15 protein-coding genes are annotated in these 17,197 nt (G+C 65.4%); 3 read left to right on the forward strand and 12 right to left on the reverse strand.

What is annotated here, in order from left to right; all coding sequences use genetic code 11:
- Window positions 1–309: 309 nt before the first annotated feature.
- Together tsaD and tsaE are read right to left on the reverse strand one after the other, a co-directional pair.
- Window positions 310–2,985 carry a tRNA (adenosine(37)-N6)-threonylcarbamoyltransferase complex transferase subunit TsaD gene (gene tsaD / locus GT590_RS00005; RefSeq protein WP_161170772.1) on the reverse strand — a complete coding sequence of 892 codons (2,676 nt, stop codon included), beginning with the start codon at window positions 2,983–2,985 and terminating at the stop codon, window positions 310–312.
- Entirely contained in the window at window positions 2,982–3,476 is a 495-nt protein-coding gene (gene tsaE, locus GT590_RS00010) for a tRNA (adenosine(37)-N6)-threonylcarbamoyltransferase complex ATPase subunit type 1 TsaE (RefSeq protein ID WP_009305213.1), read from the reverse strand. The genes tsaD and tsaE overlap by 4 nt, the downstream gene beginning before the upstream one ends.
- Window positions 3,477–3,652: 176 nt before the next feature.
- Here tsaE and GT590_RS00015 point away from each other — a divergent pair, with 176 nt between their 5' ends.
- The gene (locus GT590_RS00015; RefSeq protein ID WP_009305214.1) at window positions 3,653–4,729 is read left to right on the forward strand and encodes a Xaa-Pro peptidase family protein; all 1,077 of its coding nucleotides are present in this window, start codon (window positions 3,653–3,655) and stop codon (window positions 4,727–4,729) included.
- 392 nt (window positions 4,730–5,121) lie between these two features.
- On the opposite strand, the gene GT590_RS00020 is transcribed toward GT590_RS00015, so the two are convergent.
- The 9 genes from GT590_RS00020 to GT590_RS00060 form a co-directional block, all read right to left on the reverse strand.
- On the reverse strand, window positions 5,122–5,643 hold the full coding sequence (locus GT590_RS00020; protein ID WP_009305215.1) for a 4Fe-4S dicluster domain-containing protein: 522 nt from the start codon (window positions 5,641–5,643) through the stop codon (window positions 5,122–5,124).
- Window positions 5,643–6,269, reverse strand: coding sequence for a 4Fe-4S dicluster domain-containing protein (locus GT590_RS00025; RefSeq protein ID WP_009305216.1), 627 nt, complete (start codon window positions 6,267–6,269; stop codon window positions 5,643–5,645). The genes GT590_RS00020 and GT590_RS00025 overlap by 1 nt, the downstream gene beginning before the upstream one ends.
- The gene (fdhF, locus tag GT590_RS00030; protein ID WP_009305217.1) at window positions 6,266–8,692 is read right to left on the reverse strand and encodes a formate dehydrogenase subunit alpha; all 2,427 of its coding nucleotides are present in this window, start codon (window positions 8,690–8,692) and stop codon (window positions 6,266–6,268) included. Before fdhF ends, GT590_RS00025 begins: the two co-directional genes overlap by 4 nt.
- A 4-nt stretch (window positions 8,693–8,696) precedes the next feature.
- The gene (locus tag GT590_RS00035) at window positions 8,697–9,263 is read right to left on the reverse strand and encodes a 4Fe-4S dicluster domain-containing protein (RefSeq protein WP_227111352.1); all 567 of its coding nucleotides are present in this window, start codon (window positions 9,261–9,263) and stop codon (window positions 8,697–8,699) included.
- 78 nt (window positions 9,264–9,341) lie between these two features.
- Window positions 9,342–10,211 (reverse strand): bifunctional 5,10-methylenetetrahydrofolate dehydrogenase/5,10-methenyltetrahydrofolate cyclohydrolase, encoded by an 870-nt coding sequence (locus tag GT590_RS00040; RefSeq protein ID WP_009609033.1) that lies wholly within the window; start codon window positions 10,209–10,211, stop codon window positions 9,342–9,344.
- 37 nt (window positions 10,212–10,248) lie between these two features.
- A complete protein-coding gene (locus tag GT590_RS00045; protein ID WP_009609036.1) occupies window positions 10,249–10,860 on the reverse strand; it encodes a cyclodeaminase/cyclohydrolase family protein in 612 nt (203 codons plus the stop codon).
- A 128-nt stretch (window positions 10,861–10,988) separates the two neighbouring features.
- Window positions 10,989–11,648 (reverse strand): hypothetical protein, encoded by a 660-nt coding sequence (locus GT590_RS00050; protein WP_015761435.1) that lies wholly within the window; start codon window positions 11,646–11,648, stop codon window positions 10,989–10,991.
- Between the two features lie 244 nt (window positions 11,649–11,892).
- Entirely contained in the window at window positions 11,893–13,560 is a 1,668-nt protein-coding gene (locus GT590_RS00055; RefSeq protein WP_015761436.1) for a formate--tetrahydrofolate ligase, read from the reverse strand.
- Between the two features lie 287 nt (window positions 13,561–13,847).
- A complete protein-coding gene (locus GT590_RS00060; RefSeq protein ID WP_114516494.1) occupies window positions 13,848–14,630 on the reverse strand; it encodes a type III pantothenate kinase in 783 nt (260 codons plus the stop codon).
- A gap of 124 nt (window positions 14,631–14,754) precedes the next feature.
- Here GT590_RS00060 and GT590_RS00065 point away from each other — a divergent pair, with 124 nt between their 5' ends.
- The gene (locus GT590_RS00065) at window positions 14,755–15,450 is read left to right on the forward strand and encodes a response regulator transcription factor (protein WP_009305225.1); all 696 of its coding nucleotides are present in this window, start codon (window positions 14,755–14,757) and stop codon (window positions 15,448–15,450) included.
- Between the two features lie 230 nt (window positions 15,451–15,680).
- Window positions 15,681–16,478: a cell wall metabolism sensor histidine kinase WalK gene (locus GT590_RS00070; protein ID WP_226844391.1), complete on the forward strand. Its 798-nt coding sequence runs from the start codon at window positions 15,681–15,683 to the stop codon at window positions 16,476–16,478.
- Between the two features lie 92 nt (window positions 16,479–16,570).
- Here GT590_RS00070 and GT590_RS00075 read toward each other — a convergent pair whose 3' ends face one another.
- Window positions 16,571–17,062 carry an HsmA family protein gene (locus GT590_RS00075; RefSeq protein ID WP_009305227.1) on the reverse strand — a complete coding sequence of 164 codons (492 nt, stop codon included), beginning with the start codon at window positions 17,060–17,062 and terminating at the stop codon, window positions 16,571–16,573.
- Between the last annotated feature and the right edge of the window lie 135 nt (window positions 17,063–17,197).

Below are 17,197 nucleotides of genomic sequence, written 5' to 3' on the forward strand. Positions count from 1 at the left end.
GAGAGCCCCCCCCCCCCGTCAAGGGGGCGCGAGGAGCCGTACGCCCGTGCGCTGCCGCCAGTGTCTCAGCCATCGCCGCGCCTCCTTCCGCATCTCGTCAAATGATACTGTGGCGGTCAATTATGAGGGACGCACGCATAGCCGTCAACCCCCGGATCGCGGAGCGCGGGGTTTCCCCTTGGGAGGGGGGCAGGGGTGCCGTCGGGGGCTCATCACTGGCGTCGCGCAATATCCTTCGCCTCCGCGCCTGACGGCGCCGCGCTCATAGAATGACAGGGCCGCGCCCGTTCGGAAAAAAGATTTGGGGGCTCAGTACGGCTCGTCGAGGTTGGCGTGGGCTTGGGCGTCGGCTTCCAGGGTGAAGAACTTGCCCTGGTTGTGGCGGTCGAGGGCCACCAGCGCGATCATGCCGGCGTTGTCGCCGCAAGCGCTCAAGGGCGGCAGGGTGAGGCGCACGTGCAGACGCTCGCACAGCTGCTCGTACGCGTCGCGCAGCGCGGGGTTCGCAGCCACGCCGCCGCCGAGGCAGAACGTGCGCGCGCCCGTCTGTTCGAGCGCCATTTCGGCCTTCTTCACCTGTACGTCCACCACCGCCTGCTGGAAACTGGCGCAGATGTTCGGCACGTTCAGCTCGCGCCCGGCGGCGCGTTCGTTGTTGATGTAGGTGACCACCGCGGTTTTCAGACCCGACAACGAGAAGCGCAGGTCGCCCGAGTGCATCATGGCGCGCGGGAACGGGATGGCATGCGGGTCGCCCTTGGCCGCCTCGCGCGAGATGACGGGACCGCCCGGATAGCCCAGGCCCAGCGCCTTCGCCACCTTGTCGAACGCCTCGCCCACCGCGTCGTCGATGGTGGCACCCAGCGTTTCGTAGTCGCCCCAGCCCTTCATGTGTACGAGCAGCGTGTTGCCGCCCGACACGAGCGACACCACCGCGGGCGGCTGGAAATCGGGCGCGCCGATCTTGTTGGCGTACAGGTGGCCTTCCAGATGGTTCACGCCGATGAACGGCTTGCCGGCCGCCCATGCCGCACCCTTCGCGAACGCAACGCCCACCACGAGCGCACCCACGAGCCCCGGCGCGTACGTCACGGCAATGGAATCCAGATCGCGCCAGGTCAGACGTTCGATGCCCAGCGCGGAAGCAGCCACGTCGAAGCACTCGTCGCACACGCCGCAGATAGCCTCGATGTGCTTGCGGCTAGCGATCTCGGGCACCACGCCGCCGAAGCGCGCATGGAAGTCGATCTGCGAGGCCACGACGTCGGCGATAAGCGTGCCGTTGCCGTCGACGATGGCGGCCGCCGTCTCGTCGCAGGACGATTCGATGGCGAGGATGAGGGGGCGGCGTTCGGATGTTTCGCGTGAAACATCCGTTTGCACTTCGTCACGGAGGGAGCGGGCATCGTCGCTGGCAGCGCCCACCACCAGCTCCATGCCGGCCACATCGTGCCTGGCCAACGGCAGAGGGCCCTCCATGATGACGGCGTCCTCGCCGTCGGAGTAGTAACGCGGGCGCACACCCAGCGAACGGAAGCCGAGCGCGGCGTACAACTCCTGCGCACCGACATTCCCCGCCCGCACCTCGAGCGAGCAACGGGACGCGCCCAGGTCGCGCGCATCGGCCGCCACGTGCGCCAACAGCTCGCGCGCGATGCCGCGTCGCCGCATGGCCGGGTCGACGCCCACCTTGAGGATCTGCACCTGCCCGTCGACGATCCACCCGCCGGCGTAACCCGCAAGCGCTTCCCCTTCGTAAGCTGCCCACCACACGCGGTCGGCGCGGGGGAGTTCGTCGGCCACGAGCGCTTCGCTCCAAGCGTCTGATCCCATGACTAGGGACTCCAACGTCGCGACAGCGCCTGCATGGGCGGCATCGAGCGGCTTGTACGTGATGCCATGCTCGTCGGGCTGTGCGTTCAGGATGGCGGTATCGTGCATGGTCGCGCGCTGGTCGGCCCGCTTCGCCACGTCCTGCACGCCGGTCGCAAGGTTCTTCGGATCGTTCTTCGCCAGGCGGATGCGCTCGTTCTCCTCCGCATCCGATAGGCGCGTGTACACCGGCAGCGCGAACGCAGGGTCATGGCGACGCGCATCGAGCGGGTCGGCCTCGCCCGCCCGCCACGCCGCCTGCAGCGCCAGCAACAGCCCGCGACCCGTCGGCATCCACAACTCGGCAGGCAGCGCCGCCCCGCAGCCCTCAAATAACTCCCCATATTTCTTCAGCGCATCGCCGCAAAGAAGACGTGCGGAAACCTGCGGCCACGCGTCCCCCTCGGCAGGGTCGGCGTCTGCGATGGCGCCCACCAAGCGAGTCTCCCCTTCGGGGACTTGCTCCGCTTCGCTCCGCGGCGCCGCGCCCGTCGAGCCGAAACGTCCTGCGGACGTTTCGTGCGAGCCAGGACTGTCCGAGCGACTGGGCACCGTCGCAGACGCCGACCCGGACAGGTCGCCCTCAGCAGCAAGTTCCCGCGCGGCGTCTTCGGCCTTCACCACGCGGTCGGCCTCCAACCGCTCGATGCCCGTATCGTTCAGCAGATAGCGCACCGGGTACACTTCCTTGCGCATGGCGTCGGCCACCACGGACAGCGGCCCGCGCTCGCCCGCCGCCCACGCGTTCCACGCCACCGCATCAAGCGACGATACGCCAACCAGCGGCACCTCGAGTGCTGACGCGATGCCCTTCGCCGTAGCCATCGCGATGCGCACGCCCGTGAACGATCCCGGGCCGCGGCCCACCGCCACGCACGCGATGTCCTCGCGTGCCACGCCGTGTTCGGCCAACGCTGCGTCGATGCGGGGCAGCAGCTGGGTGTTCGACGCGCGTCGAGCCTCGGCTTCCACGGAAGCCGTCAACTCGATCATACGCGACGACGCATGCAGCACGCCCAACCCGATAGCGATGATTTCGTTGGCAGTATCGAAGGCGAGCACGTACCGTGCCCGCTCGGACGCCCCTTCGGGACGCAAATTCATGTCGCTCACGCAGTTCCTCCCGCGCACTTCATCAGCCGCGATTTCGAATCCTTCGCCCACACGAACAGCAACCGACGTGCACGGTCGCCGTAAGCGTGGGTCCGCACGGAGCGGTTGCCCTCGTCGTCCACCCTGATGGATATCTCCAGATAACCGTACGGAAGCGCCTCAGGGAACTTCTCACCCCACTCGACGAACGACGCGCCGTCGCCGTCGATGGTCTCGTAATAGCCGATGTCCTCGAGCTCGTCCGCCTCTTCGAGTCGGTACAGATCGAAGTGGTACAACGGCAGCGAGCCGGCAGGGTACGTCAGCAAGATGTTGAACGTGGGGCTGGTCACCTGGTCGCGCACGCCGAGCCCTGCCGCCACGCCCTGCACGAACTGCGTCTTGCCCGCACCTAGATCGCCCGACAGCACGATGACGTCGCCCGCCTGCAAGTAGGGCGCAAGCGTGGCCGCCAGCTGTTTCGTCGCCTCGGACGAGGTGGTTTTGCGCATGTATGTAAGTCCGTTTGCCATGCTTCTTATCATACGCTAAACGCGCCTGCGCGAACCAGCCCTCCCGAATATCCCCGCATTCGAGGGAAGATGCGCCGCGCGTAGCGCTCGATGAGCTATCATCGCAGCAAACAAACCCGTCCGACCTTGTCGGCGACAACGTAAGGAGCCACGCCATGTACGAACAGCGCATCAAAACCGTGAGGCGCAACCTCGCGAACCGAGGCCTCGAGCAGATGCTCGTATGCGATCCCCGTTCCATCCACTATCTCACCGGAGCGTTCATCGAGCCGGGCGAGCGCTTCCTCGGGCTGATCGTCGGATCGGACGCTCGACCCACCCTCGTGCTGAATGCGCTGTTCGCCGCGCCGGCCGACGCCGCCTGCACCGTGCGCTCGTTCACCGACACCGACGATCCGCTGGCCATCGTCGAAGGGCTGTGCGATGCCGACAAGCCGCTGGGCTGCGACAAGAACCTGCCTGCCCGCTTCCTGCTGCCGCTCATGGAGCGCGGCGCGGCGAGCGGCTTCGTGCTGGCCTCTGATGCGGTAGACGACGCGCGCGCCATCAAGGACGATACCGAGCGCGAGCTTATGCGCGCCGCCAGCGCCGCGAACGATGCCGCCATGGACCGTTTCCGCCGGCTCGTGCACGAGGGCGTCACCGAGGCCGACGTGGCCGGCCAGCTGGAGGCGATCTACCGCGAACTGGGCGCGCAGGGCCACTCGTTCACCCCCATCGTCAGCTTCGGCGCGAACGCGGCCGATCCGCACCACGAGCCCGACGACACGCCGCTGGCCAGCGGTGACGTGGTCCTGTTCGACGTGGGTTGCCGCAAGGGCGAGTACTGCTCCGACATGACGCGCACCTTCGTGTTCGGCGAGCCCAGCGAAAAACTGCGCGAGGTGCACGACACCGTGCGGCGCGCGAACGAGGCGGCGCGCAAGCTGGTAGCTCCCGGCGTGCGCTTCTGCGACATCGACGCCGCAGCTCGCTCAATCATCGAAGAGGCGGGCTACGGCTCCTACTTCACGCATCGCCTGGGACACCAGATCGGCCTCGACGTGCACGAGCCCGGCGACGTGTCGGCCGCGCACGACGCGCCGGTGCAAGCGGGCATGGTGTTCTCCATCGAGCCGGGCATCTACCTGCCCGGCGAGTTCGGCGTGCGCATCGAGGACCTCGTGCTGGTCACCGAAGACGGCTGCGAAGTGCTCAACAGCTACCCCCGCGAGCTGGTTTCGATCGGCTAGCGCAAAGAAGTCACCGGGGTGGTTTCTCCAACGCGAATGCGGGCGTTTCGCATGAAACGCCCGCGAGTTGCTTGCCGGTTGCAGGTTAATATTAGCCGAAAAGTCATGGACAAAACGGGGCACTTTTCAGTATTCTCTGCCTAGGATGAAGCCAACGAAAGCTTTCTCACCTGGCATTTCTTCGAATTGTCTTGACCAAGCACTCCGATTCGCTGCTGAAAACTACCGAAAAGCGGCATGTTTTGTCCATGATGATTTTCATCATATATATGAATGGCGAAGCTTGCAGCTCCTTTGACGCCGAGCGCCGGCTAACAGGGCTACGCTCAGATGCAGGGAATGAAGGCACCCACACCGCGTCAGAGGCTGGGTGCTTGCGTTGATTTGGGAGGTTATCCGCGCTTCATGCCGCTTCTCCTGGCGGCGGCTTTCGCATCGTGCAGGCGCTTGCAGTCGGGGCAGATGGACGTGAGCGCGCGAGCGCGAGCGGCATCGGCGTGCTCCTCCTGCTCGAGCAGCTCGTTCGCGAACGCCACCTCCTTGTTCGTTGCGTAGTAACGGCCGCACGACTCGCACTCGGCCAACGCGAACAGGCAGCGCTTGGGCGGCTCCGGGTCGTCGGCGAACTCCGCGCCCTCGATGAGGCCCATCGCGCCGGTGGGGCACACGGGCACGCAGCGACCGCACTGCGTGCAATCGTACAGGTCGAGCGTCCACACCAGCAGGCCTTCGTCCTCGTCGATGAAGATGCGGATAGCGCCCGCATCGCATGCCACCGCGCAGGCTGCGCAAGCGATGCAGCGCTCGAAGTCGTGGCGAGGCTTTCCTTTGACCGGCTCGTGGACGCGGCGCGCCGACGAAGCGGGCCGTCCCGCCGAGATGGCGTTCGGCACGCGCGGCTTGATCGTCCCCATCAGGCATCCCCTTCCCTGTCGAACAACGCATCGACCCGAACGGCCAGGTCAGCTCCCAAAGCGCCGCGCATGGCGATGTCGGTCATCTCGATGGCCTCGATGCGTCGCGTGCGACCCAAAGCCTCCAGCATGCCCTCGTCCACCAGCGCGAGCGCCTTCGTAGGGCAGGCCTCCACGCAACGCGGGCCGTTCGGCGACTTCGCGCACAGGTCGCACATCACCACCGACGTGTAGGCGCCCGTCTCCTTCTGGCGCAGCAACCCGGCCGAGCGCGCCGACGAAGCGCGGCTGTACGGCGCCGCCTTGACGTGCGCGGTCGAGGGCGCCGACGGGTACACCGCCCCGAACGGGCACACGAGCGCGCACAGCAAACACCCTGTGCAGCGGCTTTCGTCCACGTGCAGGCGATCGCGCTCCTGTACGATGGCGCCCTCGGGGCACACCGTCATGCAAGGCGCGCCTTCGCACTGATGGCACGTCACGGCGGCCGACACCGTGCGCGTCTTCACGAGCGAGATGCGCGAGGCGGGCCGCAGGGCGCGGCGGCGATGGCTTTCCGTGCAGGTGACGCGGCAGGCGCTGCAGCCGATGCACCGCGACGGGTCGGATACGACGAAGCGGTTCATACGAGCGTCTCTTCCTCGCCGTTCGCGTACAGCGCGCGGCCCGCCACCTCGGCCTCGTGCGGCGCGAACGCGCGGGGCGGCTCGGCGGCGGCAACCGATGGGACGCCTGCTGCCCCCGAAACTCCTCCTGCTAACGCCGCGCGGGATCCTTCGACTCCGGCGGCTTCGCCGCCTTCGGTCGCTCCGCCCGGAACGGCGGGAACGACATCGGCCACTTCGCTCGAAGCGGCCGAAATCTCGGTCTCGGGCTGCGGGTTTTGCCGGTCGGCCTCGGCTGCCAGCTGCGCCTTCAGCTCGGCGTAGCGCTCCACAAGGTACGTTTCGGCCCACGCCTGATCGGGAATGGCCTCCACCTGGCAGGCGCTGTACTTGTCTTCGGGCGTGCCCGATTCGCCGTCGGTGGCGTGCAGGGTCAGCTCGTTGCACTTGCCGATCCACCACTGGTAGGTCATGTACACGGCGCCGTCGTTGATGCGCTCGTCCACCGCCGCGCGCGCCAGCACCTTGCCACGGCGCGACGCGACCCACACGAGCTGCTCCTCGTCGATACCGCGCGCGTCGGCGTCGACCGGGCTGATGCTCACGTAGCCCGGCTCGTCGGCCAGCGCTGCCAGCGCTTTGCAGTTGCCGGTCATCGAACGGCACGAGTAGTGACCCACCTCGCGCACCGTGCACAGCACGAGCGGATAGCGCTCGTCGGGCTGCTCGGTGGGCGGACGCCACGCAGCCGCCTCGAGGCGACCCTTTCCGTCGGGCGTGGTGAAGATGCCGCCCGCGAACAGCTCGGCCGTGCCGTGGTTGTCGGGATCGTCCGCGGCCTCGGCGAAGATGGGCCACTGAGCGTAGCCCGTGCCGGCCATCTTCTCGTACGTCGCACCGGCGAACTGGGGGCACAGGCTGCGCACTTCGTCCCAGATTTCCTGGGTGTCGCGGTAGTGCATTGGATAGCCCATGCGCGTGGACAGGTCGGCGAAAATCTGCCAGTCGTGGCGGCACTCGCCCTTCGGCGGCAGCGCGGCGGTGGTGCGCTGGAACGAGCGGTCCGACGCGGTGTACACGGCGTCGTGCTCGGCCCACGACGTGGCGGGCAGCACCACGTCGGCCAGCGCCGTGGTCTGGGTCATGAAGATGTCCTGGCTGATCAGCAGGTCGAGGCCTTCCAGCGTGGCGCGCATCTGCGCCGTGTCGGGCTCGGTTTGCAGCGGGTCTTCACCGAAGTTGTAGAACGCGCGGATCGTGCCCTCGGCCACGCCGTGCGGCAGGTCGGTGAGTTTGAAACCCTCCTTGAGCGACAGGCGTTCCTCGTCGACACCCCAGGCCGCTGCGAACTTCGCGCGCACCGCAGGGTCGCTCACGCGCTGGTAGCCGGGATACAGGCTGGGCCACATGCCCATGTCGCAGCTGCCTTGCACGTTGTTCTGGCCGCGCACCGGCGCAAGCCCGCTCGCATGCGTGCCGATATGCCCGGTGATCATGGCCAACGCCGCGATGGCGCGCACGGTCTGCACGCCTTGCGCCTGCTGTGTCACGCCCATCCCCCAGCCGATGACAGCCGTATCGGCGTTGGCGTAGCGGCGCGCCGCCTGGCGGATGGTTTCGGACGGAAGACCCGTGACCTCTTCCACATCCTCGGGCGCGTAGTCCTGCACGACCTCCCACCAGACATCGAAGCCCGTCGTGTGCTCGTCGATGAAATCCCAGTCGGCAAGCTCCTCGTCGATGATCGCATACGCGAACGCGTTCAGCAACGCCAGGTTCGACCCGTTCTTCAGCGGCAGGTACATATCCGCGATGCGTGCCGACTCGATGACGCGCGGATCGCACACGATGAGATCGGCCCCGCGCTCCTTCGCGTTCACGATGCGGCGCGCCACTATTGGATGGCTGGCCGCCGGGTTGTAGCCGAACAGCAAGATGCAGTCCGTCTCCTCCAACGTGGGGATGCTCACGCTCATGGCACCCGATCCGACGACTTCCATGAGCCCGATGACGCTGGCCGCATGACAGGTGCGCGCGCAGTTGTCGATGTTGTTCGTGCCCAGACAGGCTCGCGTGAACTTCTGCATCACGTAGTTGGCCTCGTTACCCGCGCCGCGCGACGAACCGGTGAGCATCACGGATTCCGCACCATGCTCCTCAATTATGGCGCGGAGCCGCTCGGCCGTGAAATCGAGCGCCTCGTCCCAGGTGACGCGCTCGAGCGGCGCGCCTTTCGTGCGGCGGATCATAGGATGGTAGATGCGCGGCGTGAGGATTTTCGTGTCGTTGACGAAATCGTAGCCGTACATGCCCTTCAGGCACAGCTCGCCTTCATTCGTGATACCGGGAAGGCCTTCCGCATCGATGACCTGGCCGTTTTCCACCACGAGGTTCATCTTGCAACCGGCGCCGCAGTACGGGCACACCGCCATATGCTTTTCCATGAGCCTACTCCCCCTCGTCCAGAGCCGCGTTGAGCTTCATGCTGGCGAACGACGCGGACGCTCGCGCCGCCGCCTTGCGCTTGTTCTGCCGCGCGCGCTCCATGAACTGCGCATCGATGAGCCGCAGCGCCTTGGTGGGACACGCCGCCGCGCACGCCGGGCCGCCGGCGCGATCGAGGCACAGGTCGCACTTCACCACGGTCGATTTCGTGCGCTTGCGCTTCTTCGCGCGAGCCCGCGCGCGGGCGCCCTTGTCATCCTGAGCGGAAGCCGCCGCAGCCTCGGTGCCGGACGCGGCTTCCGGTTCGGGCGGCAGCTTTTCGGTTACGATTTCCACCGCGCCGTACGGGCAGGCCAGCACGCAGTTGCGACAGCCGATGCACTTGTCCGGATGCACGCCCACATGCTCGTCGTCGGTGAACAGGCACCCCGTGGGGCACGCGTCCACGCACGGGGCCTCGGCGCAATGGTGGCAGCCGACAGGCGCCGAGATGGTGCGCGTAGTGACCAGCGTAAGACGCGGAACGGCCACGTCGTTCGGCACATCGTGGCGATGAAAACACGCAGCCATGCACGTCTTACAGCCGATGCAGGTAGCAGGATCGGCAATGACGAACTTGCGGCCCATCGGGGAAGAGGCTCGCACCGTCTAGCGCCTCCCGGTGCGCGCGGCCAGCGCCGCTTCGGCAGCGGCCACCGTATGCGCCATCGTCACCGACGTGGTGACCGTGCCGATACCGCCCGGCACCGGCGTGATAGCCGCCACAACCGGCTCGACCTCGGCGAAGTCCACGTCGCCACACAGGTTTCCCTGCGTGTCGAAGTTGATGCCCACGTCAAGTACCGTCTGACCCGGGCCGAAGAACTGTGCGCCGAACGTCCGAGCGCGACCGGTGGCGCAGATGACCACGTCGGCCGAACGCATGATGTCGGCTAGGTTCTCGGTCTTGCTGTGACAGATGGTCACGCTAGCGTTGCGGCGCAGCAGCATCATGGACACGGGCTTGCCCACGACGAGGCTGCGTCCCACCACCACGACGTGCTTGCCCTGGAGCGGCACCTGGTAATGATCGAGCAGCTGAATGCACGCGGCCGCCGTCGCGGGCGGGTAGCCCGCGTGGCCATCGGTGAACACCGAGGCCAGCGATGCCAGCGTGATGCCGTCGATATCCTTCTTCGGATCGAGCAGCTCGCACATGTGCGACTCGTCCACGAACGACGGCAGCGGCCGGAACAACAGGCAGCCGTGCACGTTTTCGTCGCGGTTCACCTCGTGGATGGCCGCCTCGATGGCCGCTTGGGGGGCGAACTCGTCCAACTCGTACGGCCTGATGGCGATGCCGAGCGATTCGGCACGTTTACGGGCCGTGCGTTCGTAGGACAGGTCGTCGGGACGCTGGCCTACGCGCACGAGCGCGAGCGCGGGCACGACCTTCGCGCGGCCGAGCGCCTCGATGCGCGCGCGTAGATCGAGCGCCATGCTGTCGACAACGGGCTTCCCCTTCAGTAGCTCAGCCATGTCTGCCTTTCTGGTTCGCGTCGTGAAACTGGCGATGTTACCGTATCGCGTCCATGGTGTAGGCGAGAATTCCGTCGGCGCGCTCGTTCGCCTCGGCGATAAGCCGATCGGCTTCGGCGCGATAGCGATCGGCGCGCGCTTCGTCGTCCATCGAGGCCGCGTTGATGTAGACGTTCATGCTGGCCGCCACCACGGCCGCGCGTGCCAGCACCGCCGCCGCACCCGCGTCCGAAACGGCCAGCTTGCTGCCGTTACGCGCGAGGAAATCGGCATGGTCGATGACCTCGGCGCACGTGCGCATGATGATCAGCGGCACATCGCACGCGGGTCCCAGCGCCAGCTGCAGCGCCGCCTGCTTCGCCGCCGCCTCCTCGGGCGTGGCCTTCGGCATGCGGTACGACGCGGCCAAAGGCTCGAACGCCTGCGCGTCCGACTCGATGAGCGCGAGCAGCTTGTTGCGCAGGAGCGCGAGCCGTTCGAGGGTCGCGCGCACGTCGTCTTCCACCGCCGCATACGTCTTCTTGCCCACGGTCAGGTTGCCCACCATGGACGCGAGCGCGGATGCCACAGCCCCCACGTAGGATGCCGCGCCACCTCCGCCAGGCGTGGGAGCCGCGCTCGCCAATTCGTCGATAAAGGTGGTGTCCAAGAAGATCCTCCTCGTCGCCGCGCTTATTGGTACCTGCATGATACGACAAGCCGACCGAAACGCGCGGAATCCTGAGATAATCCGCACGCTTCGGTCGGCAACCACCGCTTGGACGGTCAGCCCTCTTGCTACACGCTAAACGGAACGGGATCCTGATGCTCGGGGAAATCGATTTGGGAGATCATCTCCGATGTGATTCCAACCGATTCCAGCGTTACCGTTTCAGGTGCGGGAGGAGGCTCGGGAGGTTCGCCGGGAAAGGAAGGGCCCGGGTCGAAGACTTCTACGGCTTCACTCGAATGAGGCGTCACGTACAGCGCGCCGGAAGAATCGCAAGGCTGCAAGAGCGCACAGGTGCCAGGATCGCTCAGCATGTTCTGAACAACCTCGAGCCCGACGTTCGACATGGTGGTACCACCAGTAACGGCACCGGGATCGCACTTATAGATCCCGAACAACGCCACCACCTTGCCGTTGGAGTAGACCGCGTATCCTTCGCTCTCATCGCGCACTACGTCTCCGTTTTGGCGCGCGCTATACATTGGGATTACCTGGCTGAGCGCGAGGTTGTCGAAGTCGATGTCATCTGCGAATTGCAGCGCGCCCGTATAGACCTCGCCACTTTTCACTTGGGACATGTGCATCTTCGCAATATCCAGAACTTCCTGCTGCTTGAAGAACTTCTTTACCGGATTGTCCGAAAGCGCAATGCCGACAAGGACGACCGCGAGAAAGAGGGCGAAAGCGACCGCAAAGACCGCTTTCGCACCGTTGCTAACAGGTTTCATATCCTTCGACCCCTTTCACGGATCTAGCGCGAAACAGACGCGGATCTAGCGCGAATTCTCAGGGAGGGAACCAGGGAGAAGCTGAGATAGCAAAGCCCGGGCGTGAACCCGGGCTCCCACATTAACCTGCGCCGCCCGAAGGGGATCGTGTAGCCACCTAAACTCACATCCTGGGCACAGCCGGTAGGCGTAGTATACGACAGGAGCGCCCCCGATTTCAACCGAAATCGGGGGCGCTCCAAGCTTAGAACAGGCCGGAGATCTTGCCGGTTTCGTCGACGTCGATGCGCTCGGCGGCGGGCACCTTCGGCAGGCCCGGCATGGTCATGATGTCGCCGGTCAGCGCCACCACGAAGCCGGCGCCGGCCGACACCTTCGCGTTGCGCACCGTGATGCGGAAGCCGCGCGGCGCGCCCAGCTTCTTCTGATCGTCCGAGAAGCTGTACTGCGTCTTCGCCATGCACACCGGCATGCCGCCGAAGCCCAGGTCCTCGAGCTTCTTGAGCTCGGCCATGGCCTTCGGCTCGAAGTCCACACCGTCGGCATGGTACACGCGCGTGGCGATGGCCTCGATCTTCTCGGCCAGCGACAGGTCGTCGCCGTAGGCGAACTGGAAGTCGTTCGGCTCTTCGCACAGGCGCACCACTTCGTCGGCCAGGGCCAGGCCGCCCTCGCCGCCCTTCGCCCACACCTCGGACAACGCCACGTTCACGCCCAGCTCGCGGCACTTGTCCTCCACCAGCTTGAGCTCGGCTTCCGTGTCCGTGGGGAAGCGGTTGATGGCCACGACGCACGGCAGCTGGTACACCTTCGTGATGTTCTCCACGTGCTGCAGCAGGTTCGGCAGACCCGCCTCCAACGCCTCGAGGTTCTCGTCGTTGAGATCGGCCTTCGCCACGCCGCCGTGGTTCTTCAGCGCGCGCACCGTGGCCACGACGACCACCGCGTCGGGATTGAGGCCCGCAAGGCGGCACTTGATGTCGAGGAACTTCTCCGCGCCCAGGTCGGCGCCGAAGCCGGCCTCCGTCACGCAGTAGTCGCCCAGCGCCATGGCCATGCGCGTGGCCATGATGGAGTTGCAGCCGTGCGCGATGTTGGCGAAGGGGCCGCCGTGCACGAACGCCGGCGTGCCTTCCAGCGTTTGCACGAGGTTCGGCTTGAGGGCGTCCTTCAGCAGCGCGGCCATGGCGCCCTGCGCCTTGAGGTCGCCGGCCGTGACGGGCTTGTCGTCGCGCGTGTAGCCCACGACGATGCGGGCCAGGCGCTCTTTGAGGTCGGTGATGGAGGTGGACAGGCAGAAGATGGCCATGATCTCGCTGGCAACCGTGATGTCGAAGCCGTCCTCGCGCGGCACGCCGTGGGCCTTGCCGCCCATGCCGTCCACCACGTTGCGCAGCTGGCGGTCGTTCATGTCCACCACGCGCTTCCAGGTGATCTTGCGCACGTCGATGCCCAGCTCGTTGCCCTGCTGGATGTGGTTGTCCAGCATGGCGGCCAGGAGGTTGTTGGCGGCGCCGATGGCGTGGAAGTCGCCGGTGAAGTGCAGGTTGATGTCCTCCATAGGGATGACCTGGGCGTATCCGCCGCCTGCAGCGCCGCCCTTCACGCCGAACACGGGGCCCAGGCTGGGCTCGCGCAGCGCAACGACCACGTTCTTGCCCTGGCGAGCCAGCGCGTCGGCCAAGCCCACCGTCGTGGTGGTCTTGCCCTCGCCGGCGGGCGTCGGGTTGATGGCCGTCACCAGGATGAGCTTGCCGGGCGCGTGCTCCTCGTCGGTGAGCAGGTTGTAGTCCACCTTCGCCTTGTTCGTACCGTACAGCTCGAGATACGACTCCGGCACGCCCGCCTTCTCGGCGATCGCGCTGATGTGCTGGGGTTTCGTCGCCTGGGCAATTTCAATGTCGCTCAACACGTCGGGCCCTTCCTTTCGTTCCCGCCCGCTCATTGCAGACGGCGCGGCTTTTCTGATAGAAGCATTCTACCCGCCGAACGCAACGGGAACGAGAAGCATTCCTCCAACAGCGCAAGAAAGCCAACGTTGCGGCAAATAGGCCGCGACGCATGAAGCTCCGTCGGGCCACATCGAACCCGCCGTCGCACCGAACCCTACGAGACGACCCCGCGTCAATGATGGTCTGAAGCAGCTGCGTCGGCGAAACGGCTCGGCGCGAAACAGGGTAGGGCAACGCATCGCGCGCCTTAAACGCTGGCGGCGCCTTCCTGCGCTTCGTACACGAGACGCAATCCCTCGAGGGTCAACTCGGGGTTGATGGCGGTGATGGTCTGCGACTGGGCCGCCACGCGCGAGGCCAGGCCGCCCGTCGCCACCACAGGAGTCTCGTAGCCCAGCTGCGCGAAGATGCGGCGGATGATGCCGTCCACGCGATCGGCCTCGCCGTACACGATGCCCGCCTGGATGGCCTCTTCCGTGTTGCGCCCGATGGCAGTATGAGGGTCGATCAAGTCGATGGCGCCCAGCTTCGTGGCGTGCGAGAACAGCGCAGAAGCCGACGTTTCCACGCCCGGCGCGATGACGCCGCCGATGAAGCGCCCGTCCGCGTCGACGACTTCCATGTTGGTGGCCGTGCCGAAATCCACCACGATCACGGGGGCGCCGTACAGCGCCTTCGCGGCCACGGCGTCGGCCACGCGGTCGGCCCCGATTTCATGAGGGTTGGGATAGTCGGCCTCGAACAGCGCGCCCGCCGTCTCCGCCGAGCACACGAGCGCGTCCTTCCCGATCATGCGATACGCGGCCGCGCACCATGCCATGGTGAGCGCGGGCACCACCGAGGCCAGCGCCACGCCGCGAACATCATCGAGCTTCAAGCCCTCGGACGCCAGCAACGGCACCAGTTTCACACGGAGCTCGTCGGAGGTATGGCTTTTGTTCGTGGCCACACGCCACCGATATTGCAGGCTCCCGTCCTGGTAGATCCCCACTACGGTTTGCGTATTTCCCACGTCGATGGCAAGTAACATGTTCCTGACAGTCTCCCTCGGTCGCACCCCGAATGCTTATAGTTGCTCTCGACATTATAACAACCCGCCCACGCGCATCTGTCAGGCACCGGCAACGGGAGTCCATCTGATAGAAAGGCAACACATGAACGACACCCCGCATCGCATTCTCGTTGTTGACGACGAGCCCTCCATTACCGAATTCGTCAGTTACGCCCTCAAGAAGGAGGGGTTCTTCACCGACGTGGTGGACAACGGCGAAGACGCGCTGGCGTTGGCCACGAAGAACTCGTACGATCTGTTCGTGCTCGACATCATGCTGCCCGGCATGGACGGCTACGAGCTGTGCCGCCGCCTGCGCTCGAAGACGACCGTACCCGTGTTGTTCCTGTCGGCTCGCGACACCGAGCTGGACAAGGTGGTGGGCCTGGAAATCGGCGGCGATGACTACTTGGCGAAGCCCTTCGGCGTGCGAGAGCTCATCGCACGCGTCCGCGCCCTGCTGCGCCGCGGATCGGGCGGCGACTTCCCCGGCGCTAACCACGCCGTCACCGCCAGCGGTATCACGCTTGACGAGGACGCCCACACGGCGTCGGGCGCGAACGGCGAGATCGACCTCACACCGCGCGAGTTCGAGTTGCTTGCCAGCCTCATGAAGAACGCCGGCAAGGTGGTTTCGCGCGAAGATCTGCTGCGCGACGCCTGGGGTTGGGAATACTTGACGGAAACCAAGACCGTCGACACCCACATCAAGCGTCTGCGTGATAAGATTGAGTCCGCCGGGTACGATCCCGGCTTGGTGGAAACGGTTCGCGGCTACGGATACAGGTTCAAGCAATAAAAAGACTGCAAACATACTTCTCGCTGCTGGCAACGCTGCTTTCGCTTCTCGCCGGCGCGGTTCTGGTTCTGATTTGCTTCCTCGCCTTCGACACTCCGTCGAAGGCGTTTTTGCTGCTTGCTCCCGTCGGTCTTGTGGTGTTCACGTTCAGCCTTATTATCGGACATTTCATATCTGAACCGCTACGCCTCTTGGCAAAGAAAACCGCCGCCTATCGCACGGGAACCGATGTGCCGTTCGAACCCGACGGCCGCCTGTACGAGGCCGACCAACTGTCGGCCGATTTCAAGGCGCTCGTGCAGACCACGAAGTCGCAGCAGCACGACCTGGTGCTGAAGGAGCGCCGCCAAGCAGCATTCATCAGCGATGTGGCGCACGAGCTGCGCACCCCGCTCACTGCCATCCGCGGCAACGCCGAGATGCTGGAAGATCCGGATCTACCGCCCGAGCTGCACGAGAAGTTCTGCTCGATCATCATCGCCGAAAGCGAGCGCCTGAGCCGTCTTACCCACGACTTGCTGACGCTGCAGCGCATCGACGACAACGCCATGCCCATGGAGCTATCGCGCGTGAACCTGCGCGAGCTGGCCACCGGCGTGCTCGACGCCCTGGAGCCCATTCTGCGCGACCGCCATGCGAACACCGAGATCGTCGGCGAGGCGCCCGACGTGCTGGGCGACCCCGATCGCCTCAAGCAGGCCGTGACGAACCTCGTGGAGAACGCGAGCCGCTTCATCGAACCGGACGGCCACATCACCATCGAGCTGTTCGGCCTGAAGGGCAACTCCATCCTGGCCGTGAAGGACGACGGCACCGGGTTCGGCGACATCGACCCCCAGCTGCTGTTCGACCGCTTCTACCGCACCGATGCGTCACGAAGCCGAGGCACGGGCGGCACGGGGCTGGGGCTGGCCATCGTGAAATCGGTGGTGGAATCGCACGATGGCACGGTGGAAGCCATCAACCTGCCTGATGGAGGGGCGTGCTTCATCATCGCGCTACCGTCCATCCTGCCCGGCGAACGCTAGCATCCTCAAACACGCAAATCCGGGATCGCCCGATCGCGATCCCGGATTTGATAGCGAGCGCGCATGCCGCTCGCGACTCTGAAAGCCAACGCCTAGTGCGCGGCGGTATGCGCATGACCCTTCCCGCCGCGGAACAGCACGAACGCCAGCACGGCAACCACCACGACGCTGGTGCCGATGGCGCACACCGCCTGCAGATGGATCATCGGGATACCCACCAGCATGCCGATGATGTACGGGACGAGCCACGCAAGCCACACGAACGTGCTGAACGTGTGGAATCGATGCATCCCCCGCTCGTTATGACGCACGTACGTGACCGTGGCCCAAACGGCATGCACGAGCATCAGCACGATAGCAAGCAGACCGGTGACCGCGTGGATCCCGAATCCTCCTGCGGACGATTGCTGCGCGATGTTCGACATGATCATCGTGCCGGTGGTATCGCACACGAGGCCGCCCCAAAACAGCAGCACATGGCGCAGCGACAACGTTCCCGAACGACGCTCCCCGAACACTCCGAAGGTGTACAGAACCAGCGCGCAGGTGATGGCGACACTCGCCACGATCAATTCGATGCTCATCGTTGCGCTCCTTTCTTCTTTGCTAATATGAACTAAGTTCATTAATGAACAACGTTCATATTAGAGAGGCCTGCGCTCGGAGGCAATGACGGACGAAAATCAACCACCATTTCTTCACGAGCTACGCATGAGTCT

It is taken from the genome of Eggerthella sp. BIOML-A1, from assembly GCF_009875595.1.
Taxonomy (GTDB): domain Bacteria; phylum Actinomycetota; class Coriobacteriia; order Coriobacteriales; family Eggerthellaceae; genus Eggerthella; species Eggerthella lenta.